The organism is Acidovorax sp. 1608163, assembly GCF_003669015.1.
Lineage (GTDB): Bacteria > Pseudomonadota > Gammaproteobacteria > Burkholderiales > Burkholderiaceae_C > Acidovorax.
In genome coordinates, this window is the sequence record NZ_CP033069.1 from 1243080 (window position 1) to 1263523 (window position 20444).

The following is a 20444-nucleotide window of genomic DNA, read 5'->3' on the forward strand; positions in this document are numbered from 1 at the left end:
CACGCGGCAAGCCCTGGCTTCGACGGGCTCAGCCCGAACGGATGCAGGGGTATCTGGCAAGTAGCTAATCAGGAGCAGGTTCTCAACGCAACAAGGCCGGTGCGTGGGAGCCCTGGTGCCGCACGCGGAACACCGCTACGGCCTGCACCAGTTCGCTGGCCTGGCCGCTCAGGCTGCCTGCGGCGGCCGCGCTTTCTTCCACCAGGGCGGCGTTCTGCTGGGTGGCCTCGTCCATGCGCACGATGGCCTGGGTCACGCGCTGCATGTCGTTGGTCTGGTCGCTGCTGGCGTGGCTGATCTCCTGCATCAGCTCGCTCACCCCGCGAATGGAGGCCACCACCTCGGCCATGGTGCCGCCCGCGTTCTGGGCCAGGGCCGAGCCTGCCTGCACGCGCTCCACGCTGGTTTGGATCAGGGTCTTGATCTCTTGCGCGGCGCTGGCGCTGCGGGTGGCCAGGTTGCGCACCTCGCTGGCCACCACGGCAAAGCCCCGGCCTTGTTCACCTGCTCGGGCGGCTTCCACGGCAGCGTTCAGCGCCAGGATGTTGGTCTGAAAAGCAATCGAGTCGATCACGCCAATGATGTCGGCGATGCGGCGCGAGCTTTCCTGGATGCCTTGCACCACCTGCACCATTTGTTCCACCACGGCGCCGCCGCGCTCGGCCACGGCCGAGCCGTTGCGGGCCAGTTCGCTGGCGCGCTGGGCGTTGGCGGCGTTTTGCTGCACGGTTTGCTGCAGCTGCTGCATGGACGAAGCGGTCTCGTCCAGGGACGAGGCTTGCTCTTCCGTGCGCATGCTCAGGTCGGCGTTGCCCTGGGCGATTTCAGCGCTGGCGCTGGCCACGCTCTCGGCGCTGCTGCGCACGCCTGACACCACGTTCTCCAGGTTCTCTTGCATGGCCTTGAGGGCTTGCAGCAGCCGGGCGGGCTCGTCTTGGCCCTCCAGTGCAATGGTCGATGTCAGGTCGCCCGCAGCCACCTTGTGCGCCACAGCCACCGCCTCGCGCAGCGGCCGCACCACCGAGCGGGTGAGCACCAGCCCGGCCACCACGCCCAGCCCGGTGACCAGCGCCAGCGCCACCAGGCTGCTGACCAGCGCGTGGCGTGCGTCCTGGGCGGCCTCTTGCGCAATGGCGGCGCTGCTGCTGGCCACTTGCTCGCTGAGCGCGGTGAGCAGCTTGGCCGGGCCCTGGTCGATGTCGGCCACATCGGCATCGCCTGCGGAAGGCACAAACCCGAGGGACTGGAACACTTCAAACCCCTTGCGGTAGCCCTGGGCCATCTGCGTGTGCGCCTCGGTGAACTTCTGCAGCGCTGCCTTTTCTTGCGGATCGGTCAGCTGGGGCTCCAGTGCCTTTGCGGCCTCGGCCACGCGCTTCTCGCTGGCCTGGAAGGCGCCCCAGTGCAGCTCGCGCTTGCGGGCATCTTCGCCGCGCAGCAGGGTGTTCTTCCACTCCAGCACCTGGGCTTTGAACTCGCTTTCCATGCGGCTCACGGCGCGCTCTTGCGCCACGCGTTGCAGCACGGTGCTGTCGTAGGTGCCCAGGGTTTTGTACAGCGCGGCAATGCCAAAGAGTGCGGCACCAATCAACAGCGCCAGCACCAGCCCAAGCGCTCCCGCCATGCGTGCACCAATGGAGAAGTGGGACATTTTCATAAAAAGCCTCGCGGGTCAGGGCGGGTCAAAAATGGGATGCACTGCGGCTCCAGGCCCCCTCCGGCACGGGCGCAGCCTGCCTGGCTGTGCAGCGATCCAGAAAAGCACCTGGGCTGAATCCAGTGTGCCGAGGGCGGCGGCGCCCCGCAAGCGGGGCTGTGCGGGGGGCATGGCGGGTGAGGGCGGCTTACAACACCTCTCAGAACCTGTTCAAAGTCTTTTTGGAGATTGCATTGGAGTGCAATCGGGATGAGTGGATGCTTCGGGTGCGCCGCATGGGCTCGTGCCCATGCAAGCAGCCGGGGCGTCCAATCGCCCGATTTCACTCCAACCCTTCGGGCAAGTGGCTTGCCGGGCGGTCTGCTGCGTTGCGGCGCTTGCCAATAGCCGAGCTATTGGCTGCGCACCGCGCCTTGCATCCCATCCCGGCCAGACACTTGTGCAACTCCAAAAAGACTTTGAACAGGTTCTCAGCTGGGCCGTGCGGACCCAGACCCCGCAGTGGGCTGAGTCAGGGGGCTGGAGAGCGGGCTCAGGCCTTGAGCTTGAGCAGGTACACCATCACGCGTGCGGTGGTCAGGTCCAGTTCCATGAACTCGGTCAGGTCTTTGCCCGCCAGCCAGGAGGCTTCCCAGCGGTTTTGCTTGAGCGTTTGCAGCCAGCTTTCGTGGTGGGTGGCCTGCTCTACCGCCGCCAGCAGCTCGGCGGTGCGGGCGGGGCTCACGCCCTTGCCGGTGAACACGCCGCGCCAGTTGGCCATGACGGCGTCAATGCCCTGGTCTTTGAAGGCCGGAATGCCAAACGCACTGCGCCGCGCCGACACGCCGATGGCCCGCAGTTTGCCTGCTGCCAGGGCATCGCTGAACTCGCTGTAGCCCGAAATGCCCACGGCGGCATCGCCTTTGAGCAGCGACTCCACCACCTCGGTGCCGCTGGCAAACGGGCGGTACACCAAGGTCTCAGGTTTGGCCTTGGCCGCGCGCGCCAGCACGCCTGCGTAGATGTGGTCCACGCCGCCTGCGGAGCCCCCGGCCACAGGCAGTGCTGGCAGGTCGCGGCGCATGGCTTCGGCCAGGTCTTTGCCGTTTTTGATGGACGACGATGTGGGCACCGCCGTGACCAGGTAATCGCTGGTCAGCCGGGCAATGGGCTGAATGTGCCCCATGTCCACGGCAGGCTTTTGCAGGGCCACAGCGCCCACCATCACCATGCCGCCCATCAGCAGGGTGTTGGCGTCGTTGCCGTACTTCTCGGCGTATTTGGCCAGGCCGATGGTGCCGCCCTTGCCGCCAATGTTCTCAAACTCCACCTGGTCGGCCGCGCCCACGGCCTTGAGGGCGGCGCCCAGTGCGCGGCCTGTCTGGTCCCAGCCACCGCCGGGGTTGGCCGGGATGACGATGCGCAGCGTGCCCGCCACCTTGGCGGCCTTGGGGGCGGGTGCGCCGGGGCGCGGCGCGGTGGCCTGGGCCAGGGCGGCAGGTGCCAGCGGGGTCAGGAGGGCTGCCATTGCGGCGCTGCGCGCCAGGATCTGTCTGCGTTGCATGGTCATGGAACCTTGGGTCCTTGCGAAATGGGCTGAAGCGGGTGCGGGCTCATGGCCTGCACCCAGACAACGAACGATGGAACAACGAACGGTTGGGGTGTCTGTGGGCCCTGCTTTGTTGTCTCCATAGGCTCTGCGGTGGGTGCAGTCGGCGCCACGCCAAGTCATGCAGCCCGGCGAGCGGGCCCATGCCTGGAAGTTTTTGTAATGGATGTAATCGTGACTTGCAAAGCTGTCAGTTTGCTGTCTGGGTTGTAGGGGTTACTACCGTTGCGGTCACGGTGAGAAGGCCCCTAGTTGCGCGTCATGTGGTGTGTAAAGTTTTTGCAAATGAGAATGATTGTCGTTTTGAAAACTACAATGCCGGGTTTGGGCTGTGCCTCTCCAAGGCGGGTTGGGGCGGCCTCGTGTTCCTTTCTCCCCAGGCATGACCAAGTTACAAGACCACCGGCGGCGCTCTTTCTGGCTCAAAACCCTGCACGAGTGGCATTGGGTCAGCTCGGCCCTGTGCCTGCTGGGCATGCTGTTGTTTGCGGTGACGGGCATCACGCTCAACCATGCAGGGCAGATCGAATCCAAGCCCCGCGTGTTGCGGGCCCAGGCGCAGGCCCCGCAGGCGTTGCAGCAGGTGCTGTCAGCGCGGGCCCAGAGTGCGGGCAAGCGCTCTGCCGTGCCGCCCGAGCTGGCGCAGTGGGCCCACGCGCAGTGGGGTGTCTCACTGGCTGGGCGCGAGGCCGAGTGGACTGACGGCGAGGTCTATGTCTCCTTGCCACGCCCCGGCGGCGATGCCTGGCTGCGCCTGGGGCTGCAAGACGGCGAGGCCGAGTACGAAAGCACCGACCGGGGCTGGATTGCCTACCTGAACGATCTGCACAAGGGCCGCAACACCGGCGTGGCCTGGAATTGGTTCATCGACCTGTTTGCCGTGGCCTGCCTGGTGTTCTCTTTCACGGGCCTGTTCATTTTGAAGATGCACGCGGGCAACCGCCCCTGGACCTGGCCCATGGTGGGGCTGGGCCTGGTGGTGCCTGCGCTGCTGGCGCTCTTGTTTATCCACTGAACTTTCACGAAAGAAAGCCTGCCTATGCTGAAGCCTTCCCCATCCAAACTGCGCTACACCGTGGCCCTGGGCGCATGCCTGGGCGCCCCTGCCTTTGCGGCGGGGCTGAATGTGGGGGTGGAAATCCCCCGTCTGGACGTGGCCGAGTACCACCGCCCCTATGTGGCCATCTGGCTGGAGCGCGCAGACAACACCGTGGCATCGACCCTGTCGGTCTGGTACGACGTCAAGCTCAAGAACGCCGAGGGCACGGGCACCAAGTGGCTCAAGGACATGCGCCAGTGGTGGCGCCGCGCCGGGCGCGATCTGGAGATGCCCATCGATGGCGTGACCAGCCCCACACGCCCCGCAGGCAAGCACCAGCTGCAGTTCACCGAAGGCAAGAGCCCGCTGGCCGCCCTGCCCGCAGGCAACTACAAGCTGGTGGTGGAAGCCGCCCGCGAGGTGGGTGGGCGCGAGGTGGTGTCGGTGCCCTTCACCTGGCCTGCGGCCAAGGCGCAGCAACTGCGCGCCGCAGGCAGCAGTGAGCTGGGCGAGATCACCCTGGAGCTGAAGCCCTGAGCTGCTCCGGCACATCCCCTTTTTTGATTCGCTCTTTTTGCTCTCTTCGCCCAACTGGAGTCATTGATGAAATTTCCTGTTCCTGCACGCGCCCGGTGGGCGCACCTGGCCGCTGGCGTGGCGCTGATGTTGGCGGCTGCTTCGGCCGCCCAGGCCCACAACGTGTGGCTGCTGCCTTCAAGCACCGTGCTGTCCAAGTCGGAATGGATCACGGTGGACGCTGCGGTGTCCAACGACCTCTTCTTCTTCAACCACGTGCCGCTGGGTTTGGACAACCTGGTGGTGACAGCGCCCGATGGTTCTACGCTGGCGCCTGAGAATGCCCACAAAGGCAAGCTGCGCAGCGTGTTTGATTTGAACCTGACCCAGCCCGGCACCTACCGCCTGGCCGTGCTCAATGGCGGCCTGATGGCCACCTACAAGGACAAGGCCGGGCAGCCCAAGCGCTGGCGCGGTACCCCCGACAAGTTCGCTGCCGAAGTGCCAGCCGATGCGCAAGACCTGAAGGTCACCCAGTCTGCCGGGCGGGTGGAAACCTATGTCACCGTGGGCAAGCCCAGCGCCGTCAAGGCCAGCGGCAAGGGGCTGGAGCTGGTGCCCGTGACGCACCCCAACGACCTGGCCCAGGGCGAGAAAGCCACCTTCGCCTTCCATGTGGATGGCAAGCCTGCCGCAGGCGTGGAGGTGGTGGTGGTGGCGGGCAGCTCGCGCTACCGCGACAAGCTCGGCGAGATCAAGGCCAAGACCGATGCGCAGGGCCAGTTCAGCATCACCTGGCCAGCGGCTGGCATGTACTGGGTGGATGCCGATGTGAAGGACGACAAGACCTCGGTGCCCCAGGCCAAGGAGCGCCGCCTGTCGTACGTCGGCACCCTGGAAGTGTTGCCCTGAGCGCACCGCACACCTTGTACGCCCAGCACACCACGCCCCAGGCCCCGCGCATCCGCGTGCGCTACGGGGCCGGTTGCTGGCCGGGTGGTTTGCCCACCGCGCCTTTGACCCCCGCAGCCTCTGGCTACGCCACCGGCCCAGCCGCAGGGCTGCGCGCGCGCGATCCGGCTGCGCTGCACACCTTGGCGGGCGCCACCATGGGCACGACGTGGTCGGTGCGCCTGGCCAACCCAGGGTTTGAGGCGCTGGAGCCCGTGCAGGCTGCGGTGCAGCAGGCGCTGGACACCGTGGTGCAGCAGATGAGCCACTGGGAGGCCCATTCAGAAATCAGCCGCTTCAACCGCGCGGAGGCGGGCGCGTGGCAGGTCATATCGCCCGAGTTCATGGAAGTGATGGCGTGTGCGCTGCACTGGTCACGCGCCAGCCAGGGCGCGTGGGACCCCACCGTGGGCCCGCTGGTGGACGCCTGGGGCTTTGGCCCGCGTGCCAACCCTTTGGCAGACCACCGTGCCCAGTTGCCCCACCCGCAGCGGTTGCAGGCGGCCCGGGCCCGTGTGGGTTTTGAGCGGCTGCAACTGAGCCCGGCCGAGCGCCGTGTGCTCCAGCCCGGCGGCGCGCAGCTGGATTTGAGCGGCATTGCCAAAGGCTATGGGGTTGACCTGGTGGCGCGCACCCTGCAGCGCCTGGGCTTTGAACATTTTTTGGTGGAGGTGGGCGGCGAGCTGCGCGCCAGCGGCCAGCGCCCCGATGGGCAGCCCTGGCGGGTGCAGATTGCGGGCGTGGCCGATGGGGCGCGCCAGCCCCTGGGGGCTGCCCTCCGCGTACTGCCGCTGCGCGATAGGGCCGTGGCCACCTCGGGGGACCATTGGCATGCGTTCGAGCTGGGCGGGCGCCGCTACTCGCACACGCTGGACCCGCGCACGGGCGAGCCGGTGCTGCACCGGCTCAGCAGCGTCACGGTGCTGCATGCCGAATGCATGCAGGCCGATGCCCTGGCCACCGTGCTCACGGTGCTGGGGCCGCACGAGGGGCTGGCCTTTGCGCAGCGCCAAGGCATTGCCGCGCTGCTGTGCGAACACACGGATGCGGGGTTGGTGGTGCACACCAGTGCTGCTTTTGAACAGCTGGACCTGCCCGCTCGGGTGGTTTGATTTTTTGGGAAAACCCCATGGGGCTCTTGGGTGAAATGGCGATGGTGGGTGCTGCGCGCTGGATGGCCGCCGCAGGCCTGGTGGCCCTGTATGCCGCCTTGTGCGCTGCCGTGTGGTGGCGCGAGCGCCACAAGCGCCAGGCGGCCCAGGCGCAAGCCGCGTCGCTGGCCGCTGCCCGCGAGGGGCTCCATGCGCTGCTGGTGGTGTACGCCAGCCAGACCGGCCAGGCCCAGGAGCTGGCGCAAGAAACCGCCCGCCTGCTGCACGCCGCCGGAGAGCCCGTGCAACTGTGCCCCGTGCACCAGCTCACCCCCGAGGCGCTGGCCCAGGCGCGATGCGCGCTGTGGGTGGTGAGCACCTGCGGCGAGGGCGACCCGCCCGACCACGCCGCCGCCTTTGCCAGCCACACCCTGGCCAGCGAGCCGCATTTGGCGAACTTGCATTACGGCCTGCTGGCGCTGGGCGACCGGCAGTACACCCACTTTTGCGGCTTTGGGCGCCAGGTGGACGCGTGGCTGCAGCGCTGTGGCGCCACGCGCTTGTTTGACACCGTGGAGATGGACAACGGCGATGCCCAGGCGCTGCAGCGGTGGCAGCACCACCTGGGGCAGGTGGCCCATGTCAGCGATTTGCCCGCCTGGCAGGCGCCCGAGTTTGCCGACTGGGTGCTGGCTGGCCGCACGCACCTGAACCCCGGCAGCGCGGGCGGGGTGGTGTTTCACCTCGAACTGGTGCCCCCCGCAGACCTTGCAGGCGCTGCCGTGGCATGGGAGTCGGGCGACCTGGTGCAGGTGCGTGCCCCGCAAGATCCCGATCACCCGCGCGAGTACTCGGTGGCCTCCATCGCCAGCGACGGCGGCGTCCACTTGCTGGTGCGCCAGGCGGTGCGGGGCGATGGCTCGCTCGGCTTGGCCTCGGGCTGGCTCACGCAGGGTGCTGCCGTGGGCGCAGCCATACCCCTGCGGCTGCGTGCGCACAGCAACTTCCGGTTGGAGGGCAATGCCCAGCGCCCCTTGATTCTGATTGGCAACGGCACGGGCCTGGCCGGGCTGCGCGCCCACCTGCGCGCCCGGGCGGCCGTGGGGGCCGGGCCCAACTGGCTGCTGTTTGGCGAGCGCAATGCCGCGTACGACTTTCACCACCAGGCCGAGCTGGAGGGCTGGCACCGGCAAGGTACCTTGCAGCGGCTGGATGTGGCCTTCTCGCGCGACCAGCCTACCCGCGTGTACGTGCAGCACCTGCTGGCGGCCGAGGCCGACACTGTGCGCGCCTGGGTGGCGCAAGGCGCAGCGGTGTACGTGTGCGGCAGCCTGCAGGGCATGGCCCAGGCAGTGGACAGCACACTGCGCCAGATTCTGGGGGTAGACGCCCTGGACCACTTGCTGCGCGAGGGGCGCTACCGGCGCGATGTGTATTGAGGGGATTGAACAGAGGCCCTCAGCGCAGGCGCTGCATCGTGTGGCATTTCGCTATGAAAAACATAGCTGCTAGCGCTTATCTAGATTGCGCTAGGGCCTGATTTTGTTTAAATAATCCACCCCGCCAATGAAAAAGCCCGCCAGCCTGTTCAAAGGCGGCGGGCTAGGTGTCCAAAGACTGGGGCAGGGACACCGGCTGGCGGGCCCTGCACAGAGCTTCGCAGCGCTTTACAGCGAGTCGATGAAGCTGCGCAGCTTGTCCGAGCGGCTGGGGTGCTTGAGCTTGCGCAGCGCCTTGGCTTCTATTTGGCGAATGCGCTCGCGGGTCACGTCGAACTGCTTGCCCACTTCTTCCAGCGTGTGGTCGCTGGTCATTTCGATACCGAAGCGCATGCGCAGCACCTTGGCTTCGCGGGGGTCAGGCCATCAAGGATGTCCTTGACCACATCGCGCAGGCCGGCCTGCATGGCGGCTTCGATAGGCGCGGTGTTGGCACCGTCCTCGATGAAGTCGCCCAGGTGGCTGTCGTCGTCGTCCCCGATCGGCGTTTCCATGGAGATCGGCTCCTTGGCGATCTTCATGATCTTGCGGATCTTGTCTTCCGGGATCTCCATCTTGGCCGCCAGGATGGACGCATCGGGCTCGAAACCAAACTCTTGCAAGTGCTGGCGGCTGATGCGGTTCATCTTGTTGATCGTCTCGATCATGTGCACCGGGATACGGATGGTGCGCGCCTGGTCGGCGATCGAGCGGGTGATGGCCTGGCGAATCCACCACGTCGCGTAGGTCGAGAACTTGTAGCCCCGGCGGTATTCGAACTTGTCCACCGCCTTCATCAGGCCGATGTTGCCTTCCTGGATCAAATCGAGGAACTGCAGGCCACGGTTGGTGTACTTCTTGGCGATCGAGATCACGAGGCGCAGGTTGGCCTCGATCATTTCCTTCTTGGCATCGCGCGAGGTGGCTTCACCTTCGTTCATGCGCTTGTTGATGCCCTTGAGCTCGGTCAGCGGCACGACCACGCGCGACTGCAGGTCCATCAGCTTTTGCTGCAGGTCCTGGATGGGCGGGATGTTGCGCGCAATGATGGACGACCAGGGCTTGCCAGCGGCGGCTTGCTTCTCGACCCACTGCAGGTTCAGCAGGTTGGGTGGGAAGTCCTTGATGAACGTCTCTTGGGGCATGCCGCACTTGTCCACGATGATGCGGCGCAGCTCACGCTCCTTCTTGCGCACATCGTCCACCTGGCCGCGCACCATGTCGCACAGCTTTTCGATGGTCTTGGCGGTGAAGCGGATGGTCATCAGCTCTTCCGACAAAGAGGCCTGGGCCTTCATGTAGGCAGGGGTGCCGTAGCCTTCCTTGTCATAGATCTTGTGGATCTTCTCGAACAGCTCGCGCAGCTTGTCAAAGCGCTCCAGCGCCTGCTTCTTCAGCTCTTCGAGCTTCTTGGTCAGCGCCTTAGAGCCGCCCTTGCCGTCGTCGTCGTCGGCTTCGTCGAACTCGTCGAAGTCTTCTTCGGCCACATAGTCGTCGGCCTCATTGGGGTTGGAGAAGCCGTCCACGATGGTCGAGATGACGACCTTGCCTTCGCGGATCTCTTCGCCCATGTTCAGGATTTCGGCAATGGTGGCAGGCGATGCACTGATCGCCTCCATCATGGCCATCAGGCCGCCTTCGATGCGCTTGGCGATTTCAATTTCGCCTTCGCGGGTCAGCAGCTCCACGGTGCCCATTTCGCGCATGTACATGCGCACGGGGTCGGTGGTGCGGCCGAATTCCGAGTCCACGGTGGACAGCGCGGCTTCGGCGGCTTCTTCGGCTTCTTCTTCGGTGGCGCCTGCGGGGGCGTTGTCCGTGATGATCAGCGCTTCGGCGTCAGGCGTTTGCTCGTACACCGCCACGCCCAGGTCGTTCAGCGTGGTGATGACGGCTTCGAGGGTTTCGGCATCGACCAGCTTGTCGGGCAAGTGGTCGTTGATTTCCACGTGCGTGAGGTAGCCGCGTGTCTTGCCCAGCTTGATCAGCGTCTTCAGGCGCGAGCGGCGCTTTTGCAGGTCTTCTTCGGACAGGACGGTCTCGTCCAGGCCGAATTCCTTCATCAAGGCGCGTTCCTTGGCCTTGCTGATCTTCATGCGCAGAGGCTTGACCTTCTCGACCGTAGCGGCCGTCTCGGTCGTTTCCTCGACTTCGCCTTCCAAGTCTGCTTCGATGTCCGACAGGTCGGTGTCGTCACCGCTGTCATCGCCCGCTGCGGCTGCCTTGGGCTTGCGGCCACGTTTGGCGGGCACCTTGGCTTCGGCGGAGGCTGCAGCCTTGGCAGGGCGACCTGGCTTCTTCTTGGGGGCTTCGGCAGCAGCAGCTTCTTCTTCCTCGGCGGCCGGCGCGGCTTTGGCGCGGGTGGGCTTCTTCTTCAGCAGTTCATCGGCGGCTTTTTTCAGCTCGGCTGGGCTTTTGTACACGGTCTGGACTTTCTTGGTCGCTGCAGCCTTGGCAGGCGCTTTAGCAGCGGTTTTGGAGACAGCCTTGGCGGCGGTGTCTGGAGCAGTCTTGGGCGGCTTCGCGGACTTTTGAGCGGGCATGAAAAACCTCAGAATCAAAAACGGACACAAAGAAAACGCAAACGCCACAGATCCCGGCGCGGGTGGCAACGCATGAGCGCAAAAGCTCAGGCGCTTGGAGGGGAGGCCCTCATTGGCAAGATGTCTGGGCGAACATTTGGTGTGCAGTCCTTGCGATAAGTGGGCTGATCTGCGCTGATGTGCGCGCGTGTCACGATGGCCCGGCTCGGAGGTGCTGCTGTCGCTCTTGCCGAAAAACCCTACATTATACCAGCGGGGGGCTTTTTCAAGGACTTTCGCTGTAATTCTCAGCCGTTGGGGCCCGCAGTGTGGCTTTTGTGGTTTTTTGGTTTTGGCGTGTGGACGGTGGCCTGCGCGCTGCCACGCCACTGGGCCCAGGCGCTGCTGGGGCGTTATCTGAGCGTTATTTGGGCGCCGCAGGCTCCAGCGCGGCCTTGAGCGTGCGCGAGCGCGCATCCAGCTCGCGCCACAGGGCCAGGTCGCCGCTGGCGCTGGCCGCGCTCAGCTGCTCTTTGATCTGCTCCAGCTGGATGCGCGTCAGCAGGTCGCTCAGCTCGGCCCGCAGCTCGGCCACGTCGCCTTCGGTTTGCGCATGGGCGCCGGTCATCACTTTCACGGCCAGCGTTTCGCATTCGTGGCCGCGCAGGCTCTCGCGCAGAACCGCCCAGGCCAGGGGGCCTTGCTCCATGAATTGCGCCTCCAGCCAGGCAAACAGCGGGCCGTGGGGCGCGGGCAGGGCGCACAGGGCGGTATGGTCGTCCGGCGCCAGGTGCTCCAAAAACGCCATGTGCGACAGCAGCAGCCGCGCCGCATGGTCCACCCGGCTGGCCATGGGGGTGTTGGGCAGGCGGGGCTGGGGCGGCCAGGGGCTGTCGTCGCGCTTTTTCCAGTTGCCTTTGCCTTTCCAGTCGCCCTTGCCCTTCCAGTCGCCGCTTTTGCGAAACGGGGGCTTGGCGCTGCCGCCCTGGCCTTGGTGTGAGCCATAACCTGCGTCGTAGCCCGCATCTGGGGCGCCATGCCAGGGCTCGGCGCCATCGGGTGGCCCGCCCCAGGGCGGCTCGTCCGGCGAGTGGTAGGGGGAATGGGCTGGTGCGCTGTGCCCCTGCGCGCCCGCGCTGGGGCCGGGGCGGCGGTGGTGGTCTTGCGCCGATGCCTGGCTCCACAGGTCAGACAGGTCGTTTGCGGGCAACTGGGTGAGCTGGGCCAGCTCGCTGAGCAACTGGCGGCGCAGCACGCCGTCGGGCAGACTGGCCCACAGGGGGCGGGCGTTGCTGGCCATGTGGGCGCGGCCTTCGGCCGTGGCCAGGTCGCAGCCATCGCTGGCGGCTTCGACCAGAAAGCGGCTCAGCGGCATGGCCTCGGCAATGCAGCGGGCAAAGGCGTCGGTGCCATGCTCGCGCACGTAGCTGTCGGGGTCGTGCTCGGCGGGCAAAAACAAGAACTTGATGCTGCGCGTGTCGCTGGCGTGGGGCAGGGCGCCATCGAGTGCCTTGCGCGCGGCGCGGCGCCCGGCGGCGTCGCCGTCAAAGCTGAACACCACGGCATCGGTAAAGCGCAGCAGCTTTTGCACATGCTCGGGCGTGCAGGCCGTGCCCAGCGTGGCCACAGCGTTGGGGAAGCCCAGCTGCGCCAACGCCACCACGTCCATGTAGCCCTCGGTCACGAGCGCGTAACCTGCCTCGCGGATGGGCGTGCGGGCTTCAAACAGGCCGTACAGCTCGCGCCCTTTGTGGAAGACCGGGGTTTCGGGCGAGTTCAGGTACTTGGGCTTGTCGTCGCCCAGCACCCGCCCGCCAAAGCCAATGCACTCGCCTTTGACATTGCGGATCGGGAACATCACCCGGTCGCGGAAGCGGTCGTAGCGCTTGCCGCCGTCTTCATCGTTGACGATGACCAGGCCGCTTTCTTCGAGCAGCGGGTCGTCGTACGCCGGGAACACGCTGGCCAGGCTGCGCCAGCCCTCGGGCGCGTAGCCCAGGCCATACTGCTTGGCCACATGGCCCGACACGCCCCGGCCCTTGAAGTAGCCAATGGCCCGCTGCGACTCGCGCAGGTGGCGGCGGTAGGCGTCGGCGGCTTTTTCCAGCACATCGCTCAGCGTGGCCTGCTTTTGCCGGGCGGCAGCGGCGCGCTCGCGCTCCTGGGGGGAGATGTCGTCGTCAGGCACCTGCAGGCCCACGCTTTGGGCGAGGTCGTTCACGGCCTCGATGAAGCCCATGCCCGCATGGTCCATCAGGAAGCTGATGGCGTTGCCGTTCTTGCCGCAGCCAAAGCAGTGGTAGAACTGCTTGGAGGGGCTGACGCTGAACGAGGGCGACTTTTCCCCGTGGAAGGGGCACAGCCCCATGAAGTTGGCGCCGCCTTTTTTGAGCTGCACGTAGCGGCCCACGATATCGACCACGTCGACGCGCGAGAGCAACTCTTGGATGAACGACTGGGGGATGGACACGGGGGTATTTTCGCCCATGCGTGGTGCTTCCCGGGCGGGGCGCCGTAAATTGCGGCCAGGGCGCTTTCAGCGCGCTGTCAGCCCGGGGGGCTGTAATGGGAAATTACCTGTTTTTCTGCCCAAGGATGGATGTGATGACCTCTGCGTACGACCAGCACCTGCCGCGCAACCCGGCCAACTTTGCACCCCTGTCCCCGTTGGGGTTCTTGGAGCGGGCAGCTGAGGTTTACCCCGACCGCCTGGCCATCGTGCACGGTGCGCAGCGCCAGACCTGGGGGCAGACCTACGCCCGCTGCCGCCAGCTGGCCAGCGCCTTGCAGCGCAGCGGCATCGGCAAAAACGACACCGTGGCCGTGATGCTGCCCAACACCCCACCCATGGTCGAGGCCCACTTTGGCGTGCCCATGGCCGGGGCCGTGCTCAACGCGCTGAACACCCGGCTCGACCCGGAAACCATCGCCTTCATGCTGGACCACGGCGAGGCCAAGGCCGTGATCGTGGACCCGGAGTTCACCGCCACCCTGGCCAAGGCCCTGGCGCTGCGCCAGTCCACCGCACCGCTGCTGGTGGTGCAGGTGCAAGACGACCTGTACGGCGCACCAGCCCAGACCTTGCCGGGCCCAGACTACGAAGCCTTTGTGGCCAGCGGTGACCCGCAATTTGCCTGGGAGCTGCCCGCCGATGAATGGGACGCCATTGCCCTGAACTACACCAGCGGCACCACCGGCAACCCCAAAGGCGTGGTCTACCACCACCGGGGCGCGGCCACCAACGCCATCAGCAACGTGCTGGAGTGGGACCTGCCCAAGCACGCCGTGTATTTGTGGACGCTGCCCATGTTCCACTGCAACGGCTGGTGCTTTCCGTGGACGATTGCGGCGCGCGCGGGCGTCAATGTGTGCCTGCGCCGCGTGGAGGCACAGGCGATTTTTGACGCCATTCGCACCCACGGCGTCACGCACTACTGCGGCGCGCCCATCGTGCACGGCTTGCTGGTCAACGCCCCCGATGCGATGAAGGTGGGCGTGCCCGCAGGCGTCAAGGCCATGGTGGCGGGCGCGGCGCCACCGGCCTCGATGATCGAGGGCATGGAGAAGATGGGGTTCGATTTGACCCACGTGTACGGCCTGACCGAGGTGTATGGCCCCGCCACCGTGTGCGCCAAGCACGAGGCGTGGGATGCCCTGGACATTGGCGAGCGCGCCCGCCTCAACGCCCGCCAGGGCGTGCGCTACCACCTGCAGCGCGATGTGCGTGTGCTGGACCCGGAAACCCTGCAGCCCGTGCCTTGGGATGGTGAAACGATGGGCGAGATCATGTTCAAGGGCAACATTGCAATGAAGGGCTACCTGAAGAACCCCAAGGCCACCGAGGACGCCTTTCGCGGTGGCTGGTTCCACAGCGGTGATTTGGCGGTGCAGTACCCCGATGGCTACATCAAGATCAAGGACCGCAGCAAGGACATCATCATCTCGGGCGGCGAGAACATCTCGTCCATCGAGGTGGAGGATGTGCTCTATCGCCACCCCGACGTGCTGGCCGCTGCCGTGGTGGCCAAGCCCGATGCCAAGTGGGGCGAAACCCCCTGCGCTTTTGTGGAGCTGAAGGCGGGCGCCACCGCCACCCCCGAAGACATCGTGGCGCACTGCAAAAAGCACCTGGCGGGCTTCAAGGTGCCCCGCGCTGTGGTGTTTGGCGAGCTGCCCAAGACCAGCACGGGCAAGATCCAGAAGTTTGAGCTGCGCAAGCAGGCCGGGTCGGCCAGCGCGATCAACGTGTGAGGTGGCTGGGCTTACTTGGCCGCAGGCGCCGCAGGAGCGACGGGCGCCATCGGCGCCGCAGCGCCTGACCGCACGGCTTTGAGTTCGCCCTTGAGCCAGGGCCCGGCGTCCACCGCCGCCGCCCCGGCGCAGCGCACCTGGTAGGCCTTGCCGCTGGCGCTGCTGGACGAGGCCCCCAGCTCAATGAACTGCTCGGTGGTTTGCACCGCGTTCTTGCCGTCCAGGTAGTCCAGCTTCTTGAGCAAATGCGCCTTGGCCTCGGTGCCGGTGTACCAGGAGCCGTTGCGGTTGAAATCGCAACCAGACGTTTGCAGCCGGGTGAGCAGGGCGTTGACCTCGGCCTTGGCGGCTGCGGGCAGGCTGCCCGCCACGCTGTAGCCCGCCAGTGCCCACAGCGTGGCGGCCAGGCAGGCGGTGCGCAATGCAGGGCGGGAAGGCAGGGGCAGGGTCGGACAGCGGCGGGGCGTGGTGTGCATGGTGGTGCGGGGCAACAGGGTGGAGGGGCCGCAAGGCGGCAGCAAGAACCGGGTCACGACCTCTTGCGAGATCGTCGGCAGGCTCTCCAGAGCGGGCAATCTTGCCATGATTGCTCATGTTTTGATAGCTGCTCGCGCTTATTCGGTGAGCGCTACACCCTCTTTTTTGTTAAAAATTGCGCAACAGCACCGTGCTGAAGCATCGCAGCCGCCTGGCACCAGCCTTGGGCAGGCTTTGAGGGGCTGGGTTTTCAATGATTTTGGCTCCTAGCGCTTGATCGATAAGCGCTAGCAGCTATTTATTTGATAGCATTTAAAGCCACCTGGCACCGCAGGCCTACGCCGCCACGGGCCCCGGCTTGCGGTCTTCCACCACAAAGCGGGCCTGGGTGCTGGCGGTGCTGGCCGCGTCCATCGGGTTGTCCACCACGCGCAAGGTGGTGGTCCAGCGCGTGGGGGTGATGTCGGCCAGGCCGTAGCCGCGTTGCTCGCAACGGGCCAGCAGCACATGGGGGTTGTGGCGGACGATGGCATCCACCTTGTCTTGCGTGGTGCCCGCGCGCGAGCTGATGGAGGTGCCGCAGAACTCGCTGGCCAGCACCGGCAGGCTGCCACCGCTGGCGCCCGCACCGGGGGCGTGCACATTGCACACATAGTTCTGGTGGATGTCGCCGCCCAGCAGCACGGTGTTGCGCGGCCGGTGGCGCTGTACCGACTGCAGCAGGCGCTCGCGCGCCGCAGGGTAGCCGTCCCAACCATCAGTAGCCACCTGACCGCTGGGGTAGTGGCGCGGCGAGAACAGGGTCTGCTGGGCCAGCACGCTCCAGCGGGTGTGGTCGTTTTTCGCGTCTGCGGCCAGGCCTGCGTCCAGCCATTGCTCTTGCGCAGGGCCCAGCAGGCTGCGGGCGGGGTCGGCCAGCTCGGTGCAGTCGCCTGGGCGCACGGCGCCTGCGTTGCTGGCACCCGGTTTACGGCAGGCTTGCAGGGCGCGGTATTGGCGGTCGTCCAGCAGGTGCAGCTGGGCCAGCCGCCCCCAGCGCAGGTGGCGGTACACCTGCAATTGCCCAAACTGTGCATTGACCAGGCTGCTGGCGCGCAAGGGCATGTTTTCGTAGAACGCTTGCCACGCGGCGGCGCGCTGCGCCAAGAAAGCGGTGGCATCGCCCTGGCCATTGCTGGTGCCCGCGTAGTCGTTTTGCACCTCGTGGTCGTCCCAGGTCACGGTCCAGGGGCAGGCGGCGTGGGCGGCTTGCAGGGCGGGGTCGCTTTTGTGCAGGGCGTAGCGGTCGCGGTAATCGGCCAGTGTGGTGGCGTGGCGCAGGCTGTGGGTGCGCGCCAGCCCGTCGGTGTTTTTGGGCGTGGCGTATTCGTAGATGTAGTCACCCAAAAAGAGCACCAGCTCTGGCTGATCGGCGCACAGGTGGCGCCAGGCGGCGTAGTGGCCGTGCTCCCAGCGCTGGCAGGAGGCAAAGGCCACGCGCAGCCTGGCCACCAGGGCGTCAGCCGCCGGTGCGGTGCGGGTGCGCCCGGTGGCGCTGGTGGCCTGCCCCAGCAAAAAGCGGTAGTGGTACCACCGGGCGGCCTCCAGCCCCTGCACCTCCACATGCACGCTGTGGCCCCGCTCAGGGCTGGCGGTGGCCTGGCCTTTTTGCACGATGCGTTGAAAGCCCTCGTCGTGGGCGACTTCCCAGTGCACGGTCTGCGCGGGCAGGGGCTGGCCGGACGGGGCGATGAGGCGCGTCCACAGCACCACGCCATCAGGGGTCGGGTCGCCACTGGCCACCCCCAGGGCAAAGGGGTCGTCCGCCAGGTGCGCGGTTTGCAGCCAGGCCCAGCGGGGCAGGGTGGTGGCGGCTGCAGCGAAGGCGGCGCGCTGCAAAAAGAGTCGTCTCTGCTTGGGGGGCATGGCAGGCTCCGGGGCTGTGTTGTTCCCTTGCGTTACCAGCCCGCGTGGATTGTCACGTGCGGTGGTAGCGGGATGCAGCGTTTCAAGATCGCACAGCGCGAGGCGCGCAGCCGCCGCGCAAGGGCCGCCCCGACATGCCAATGTCGGCTTCGCTCCGTGCGCAGGCGGCGTCCTCCGGTGGGGGAAGGCGCCGCAGGCGACTCGGGGGCTTTGGGGTCACGCGGCCATCACCCGGTTTTTGCCCGAGCGTTTGGCCAGGTACATGCTCTGGTCGGCCCGCTTGAGGGCGTCCACGCTGGTTTCACTGTCGTGCAGTTGGGCCACGCCCGCGCTGAAGGTGATGAGGATTTTTTCGCTGCCCTGCAAGAAAAAGCGCGTGGTCAGCTCGCGTTGCAGCCGCGTCATGGCGGCCACGCCGCTGTCCACGTTGGTGTCGGGCAGCAGCAGCACGAATTCTTCGCCGCCGTAGCGGGCCAGCAGGTCCTGGGGGCGCATCACTTCGCGGGTGACTTGTGCCAGGTGCACCAGGGCCGCGTCGCCCACGGTGTGGCCCAGGCGGTCGTTGATGTTCTTGAAGTTGTCGATGTCCAGCAGCGCCAGGCACAGGGGGTTGCCCAGGCGGCGGGCGCGGGCCACCTCGCGCTCCATGGCCTCGTCCAGCCCTTTGCGGTTGAGGGTGCCGGTCAGCGGGTCGTGCCGTGCCTGGGCGCTGGCGCGGTCCAGCTCTTGCTGCAACTTGGCCACCTCGGCGTGCTTGGCGTCGGTGCGTTCGCGCAGTTCTTGCAGCTCGGTGTGGGTGAGCTTGGTGTCCAGGGCCATGGCGCGGGTGGCGGTCATCACCTCTTCGAGCACCGGGGCGATTTCCTGGAGGTTGTTGGCCTTGCCGATCAGGTCGGCGCAGCGCTCCATGGTGTCGTGGTAGGTGGTGCTGGAGGCCGTCATCTGCGCCAGGCGCTCGATGAAGGTGGCCAGCATGTCCTTCATCTGCTCCTGGGCCTCGGCCGTGCGGGCCTTGGCTTCGGTCTGCTTGAAGATCACGTCCTTCAGGCGCAGTTGCACGTCGTCCAGGCGGCGCAGCGTGAGCGGCGGGGTCGAGGCCGCCATCAGCGCCTCGGCCTGCCCGCGCAGCCAGCGGTCGTCCACGCTGAGCACGGCAATGTTCTCAAACACCATGTGCAGCAATTGCAGCAGGCTGGCGCGGATGGCGGCCTGGTCTTCGGTGGCGAACGACAGGCGGTAGGTGAAGTTGCCCAGCATGAGTTGCACGGTGGACAGTGGCGGCGCAGGTTCGCGCAGAAAACCGGTGAGCTGCCCGGCCATGTCGTGCACGCGCGCATCGTCTTCGCCCAGGGCGGGCAGGGTGTTGTCGATAAGGCGGGCCAGCAGCTCGGCAAAGTCGGGGGGCAGCACGCCGCTGGTGGCGCCCTCTGGGGCAGCTGCGGGCGTTGCGGCCACGGGGCTCAGCCCCAGGTTGGCGTAGCCCACCATCACGCTTTGCAGCGCCGACCAGTCTTTGTTGGCAATAGCCTTTTCAAACTGGGTGAGCAGCCGCTTTTGGGGCGGCGTTTGCGCCGGCAGCAGGCGCTGGATGCTGCTTAACTGGGCGTCAGGAAAAGGCTGGCTGCTACGGGTGCCGGCAATCTCGTCGTAAATGGCCAGGTAGTTGTCTGGCGTAGGGGCCAGCCGGCGGGTGGCCAGTTGTTTGAGCGTTTCGCGCGCGATTTCGTAAGGTTGACGGTCTGCCATGTGCGAACACCAGTATCAAGGACAGCAAGGGTGCCCGAGTGTGACACAGCCCCGCTGCGGCGCGGTGGCCTTTTGGTGGCCTTTGGGGCGTCTGCACGCCCCTGGCTGGGGCGTGGTGGCTGGCACTGTGGGCGGTCAGCCGTTGACCATGACCAGTTTGCCCATGACGCCCCGCGAGCCCATGTGGGCGTAGGCGGCGGGCAACTCGGCCATGGGCATGGTGCGGTCAATCACAGGTTTGATCTTGCCCTGCCCGTACCACTGGGCCAGCTCGGCCATCATGGCGGCATTGGCCTGGGGCTCGCGCTTGGCAAAGTCGCCCCAGAACACGCCCACGATGGACGCGCCTTTGAGCAGCGCCAGGTTGAACGGCAGCGCTGGGATGGGCCCCGAGGCAAATCCCACCACCAGGTAGCGGCCCCGCCACGCGATGGAGCGGAAGGCGGGTTCGGCAAAGTCGCCCCCCACGGGGTCGTAGATCACGTCGGGGCCTTTGCCATCGGTCAGGGCCTTGATGGCATCGCGCAGGTTCTCTTTGCTGTAGTTGATGGTGGCGTCTGCCCCGATGGAGGTGCACAGCGCACACTTTTCATCGCTGGACGCGGCCGCAATCACCCGGGCGCCCATGGCTTTGGCAATCTGGATGGCTGCGGTGCCCACGCCCCCGGCGGCGCCCAGCACCAGCACGGTTTCACCCGCCTTGAGTTGGGCGCGGTCTACCAAGGCGTGGTGCGAGGTGGCGTAAATCATGATGAAGGCCGCAGCGTCCACCGCCGGAAATCCTGCGGGCAGTGGCATGCACAGCGCCGCTGGCGCCAGTGTGTGGGTGCCAAAACCCCCGGTGCCGGAGAGGCAGGCCACGCTTTGCCCCACCTGCAGGTGCTTGACGCCATCGCCCACGGCCACCACGGTGCCCGCGTACTCAGAGCCCGGCACAAACGGCAGCGGTGGCTTCATCTGGTATTTGTTCTGCACGATCAGCAGGTCGGGGAAGTTCAGGCTGGCGGCCTTGATCTCGATGAGCACCTCGCCCGCTTTAGGGGTGGGCGTGGGCAGTTCTGTCCAGGCCAGCGCATCTACGCCAGTGGGGTTGGTGCAAAGCCAGGCGTGCATGGTTGTCTCCTTGGGTCGTTATGGGCGCGGATGATAGGTGGGGCTGGGGTGGGGCGATGTCCCACGAGCGACCCCCGGGAACCGACAGCAAAGACCCTCGGCAGGCGCCG

Annotated in this window: 13 protein-coding genes and 1 pseudogene; 6 read left to right on the forward strand and 8 right to left on the reverse strand. The window is 66.4% G+C overall.

Annotation, left to right across the window (positions count from 1 at the left end; genetic code table 11):
• Positions 1-82: 82 nt before the first annotated feature.
• Both EAG14_RS05575 and EAG14_RS05585 read right to left on the reverse strand, forming a co-directional pair.
• Positions 83-1657 (reverse strand): methyl-accepting chemotaxis protein, encoded by a 1575-nt coding sequence (locus EAG14_RS05575; RefSeq protein WP_121728307.1) that lies wholly within the window; start codon positions 1655-1657, stop codon positions 83-85.
• A gap of 532 nt (positions 1658-2189) precedes the next feature.
• A complete protein-coding gene (locus EAG14_RS05585) occupies positions 2190-3200 on the reverse strand; it encodes a Bug family tripartite tricarboxylate transporter substrate binding protein (protein WP_371414401.1) in 1011 nt (336 codons plus the stop codon).
• Positions 3201-3627: 427 nt separating this feature from the next.
• Between EAG14_RS05585 and EAG14_RS05590 the strand changes: the two genes are divergently transcribed.
• From EAG14_RS05590 to EAG14_RS05610, 5 genes are all read left to right on the forward strand, one after another.
• Positions 3628-4260 carry a PepSY-associated TM helix domain-containing protein gene (locus tag EAG14_RS05590; RefSeq protein WP_121728309.1) on the forward strand — a complete coding sequence of 211 codons (633 nt, stop codon included), beginning with the start codon at positions 3628-3630 and terminating at the stop codon, positions 4258-4260.
• Positions 4261-4284: 24 nt separating this feature from the next.
• A complete protein-coding gene (locus EAG14_RS05595; RefSeq protein WP_121728310.1) occupies positions 4285-4821 on the forward strand; it encodes a DUF2271 domain-containing protein in 537 nt (178 codons plus the stop codon).
• Positions 4822-4887: 66 nt separating this feature from the next.
• Positions 4888-5712 carry a DUF4198 domain-containing protein gene (locus EAG14_RS05600; RefSeq protein WP_099741753.1) on the forward strand — a complete coding sequence of 275 codons (825 nt, stop codon included), beginning with the start codon at positions 4888-4890 and terminating at the stop codon, positions 5710-5712.
• 50 nt (positions 5713-5762) lie between these two features.
• Entirely contained in the window at positions 5763-6863 is a 1101-nt protein-coding gene (locus tag EAG14_RS05605) for an FAD:protein FMN transferase (protein WP_121730318.1), read from the forward strand.
• Positions 6864-6880: 17 nt separating this feature from the next.
• A complete protein-coding gene (locus EAG14_RS05610) occupies positions 6881-8281 on the forward strand; it encodes a sulfite reductase subunit alpha (protein WP_240456950.1) in 1401 nt (466 codons plus the stop codon).
• A 228-nt stretch (positions 8282-8509) separates the two neighbouring features.
• Here EAG14_RS05610 and rpoD read toward each other — a convergent pair.
• Together rpoD and dnaG are read right to left on the reverse strand one after the other, a co-directional pair.
• Positions 8510-10863 (reverse strand): annotated as a pseudogene (rpoD, locus tag EAG14_RS05615) (RNA polymerase sigma factor RpoD).
• Between the two features lie 403 nt (positions 10864-11266).
• Positions 11267-13330 (reverse strand): DNA primase, encoded by a 2064-nt coding sequence (gene dnaG / locus EAG14_RS05620; RefSeq protein ID WP_240456951.1) that lies wholly within the window; start codon positions 13328-13330, stop codon positions 11267-11269.
• A gap of 116 nt (positions 13331-13446) precedes the next feature.
• Between dnaG and EAG14_RS05625 the strand changes: the two genes are divergently transcribed.
• Complete coding sequence (locus tag EAG14_RS05625) at positions 13447-15093, forward strand: acyl-CoA synthetase (protein WP_121730321.1); 1647 nt, start codon at positions 13447-13449, stop codon at positions 15091-15093.
• Positions 15094-15104: 11 nt separating this feature from the next.
• On the opposite strand, the gene EAG14_RS05630 is transcribed toward EAG14_RS05625, so the two are convergent.
• The 4 genes from EAG14_RS05630 to EAG14_RS05645 all read right to left on the reverse strand — a co-directional run bounded on the left by EAG14_RS05630 (position 15105) and on the right by EAG14_RS05645 (position 20334).
• The gene (locus tag EAG14_RS05630; protein ID WP_240456952.1) at positions 15105-15677 is read right to left on the reverse strand and encodes a DUF5329 domain-containing protein; all 573 of its coding nucleotides are present in this window, start codon (positions 15675-15677) and stop codon (positions 15105-15107) included.
• Between the two features lie 229 nt (positions 15678-15906).
• Entirely contained in the window at positions 15907-17475 is a 1569-nt protein-coding gene (locus EAG14_RS05635) for an alkaline phosphatase (RefSeq protein WP_121728311.1), read from the reverse strand.
• Between the two features lie 216 nt (positions 17476-17691).
• Positions 17692-19221 (reverse strand): diguanylate cyclase, encoded by a 1530-nt coding sequence (locus EAG14_RS05640; RefSeq protein ID WP_099656272.1) that lies wholly within the window; start codon positions 19219-19221, stop codon positions 17692-17694.
• 135 nt (positions 19222-19356) lie between these two features.
• Complete coding sequence (locus tag EAG14_RS05645) at positions 19357-20334, reverse strand: NADPH:quinone oxidoreductase family protein (RefSeq protein ID WP_121728312.1); 978 nt, start codon at positions 20332-20334, stop codon at positions 19357-19359.
• Between the last annotated feature and the right edge of the window lie 110 nt (positions 20335-20444).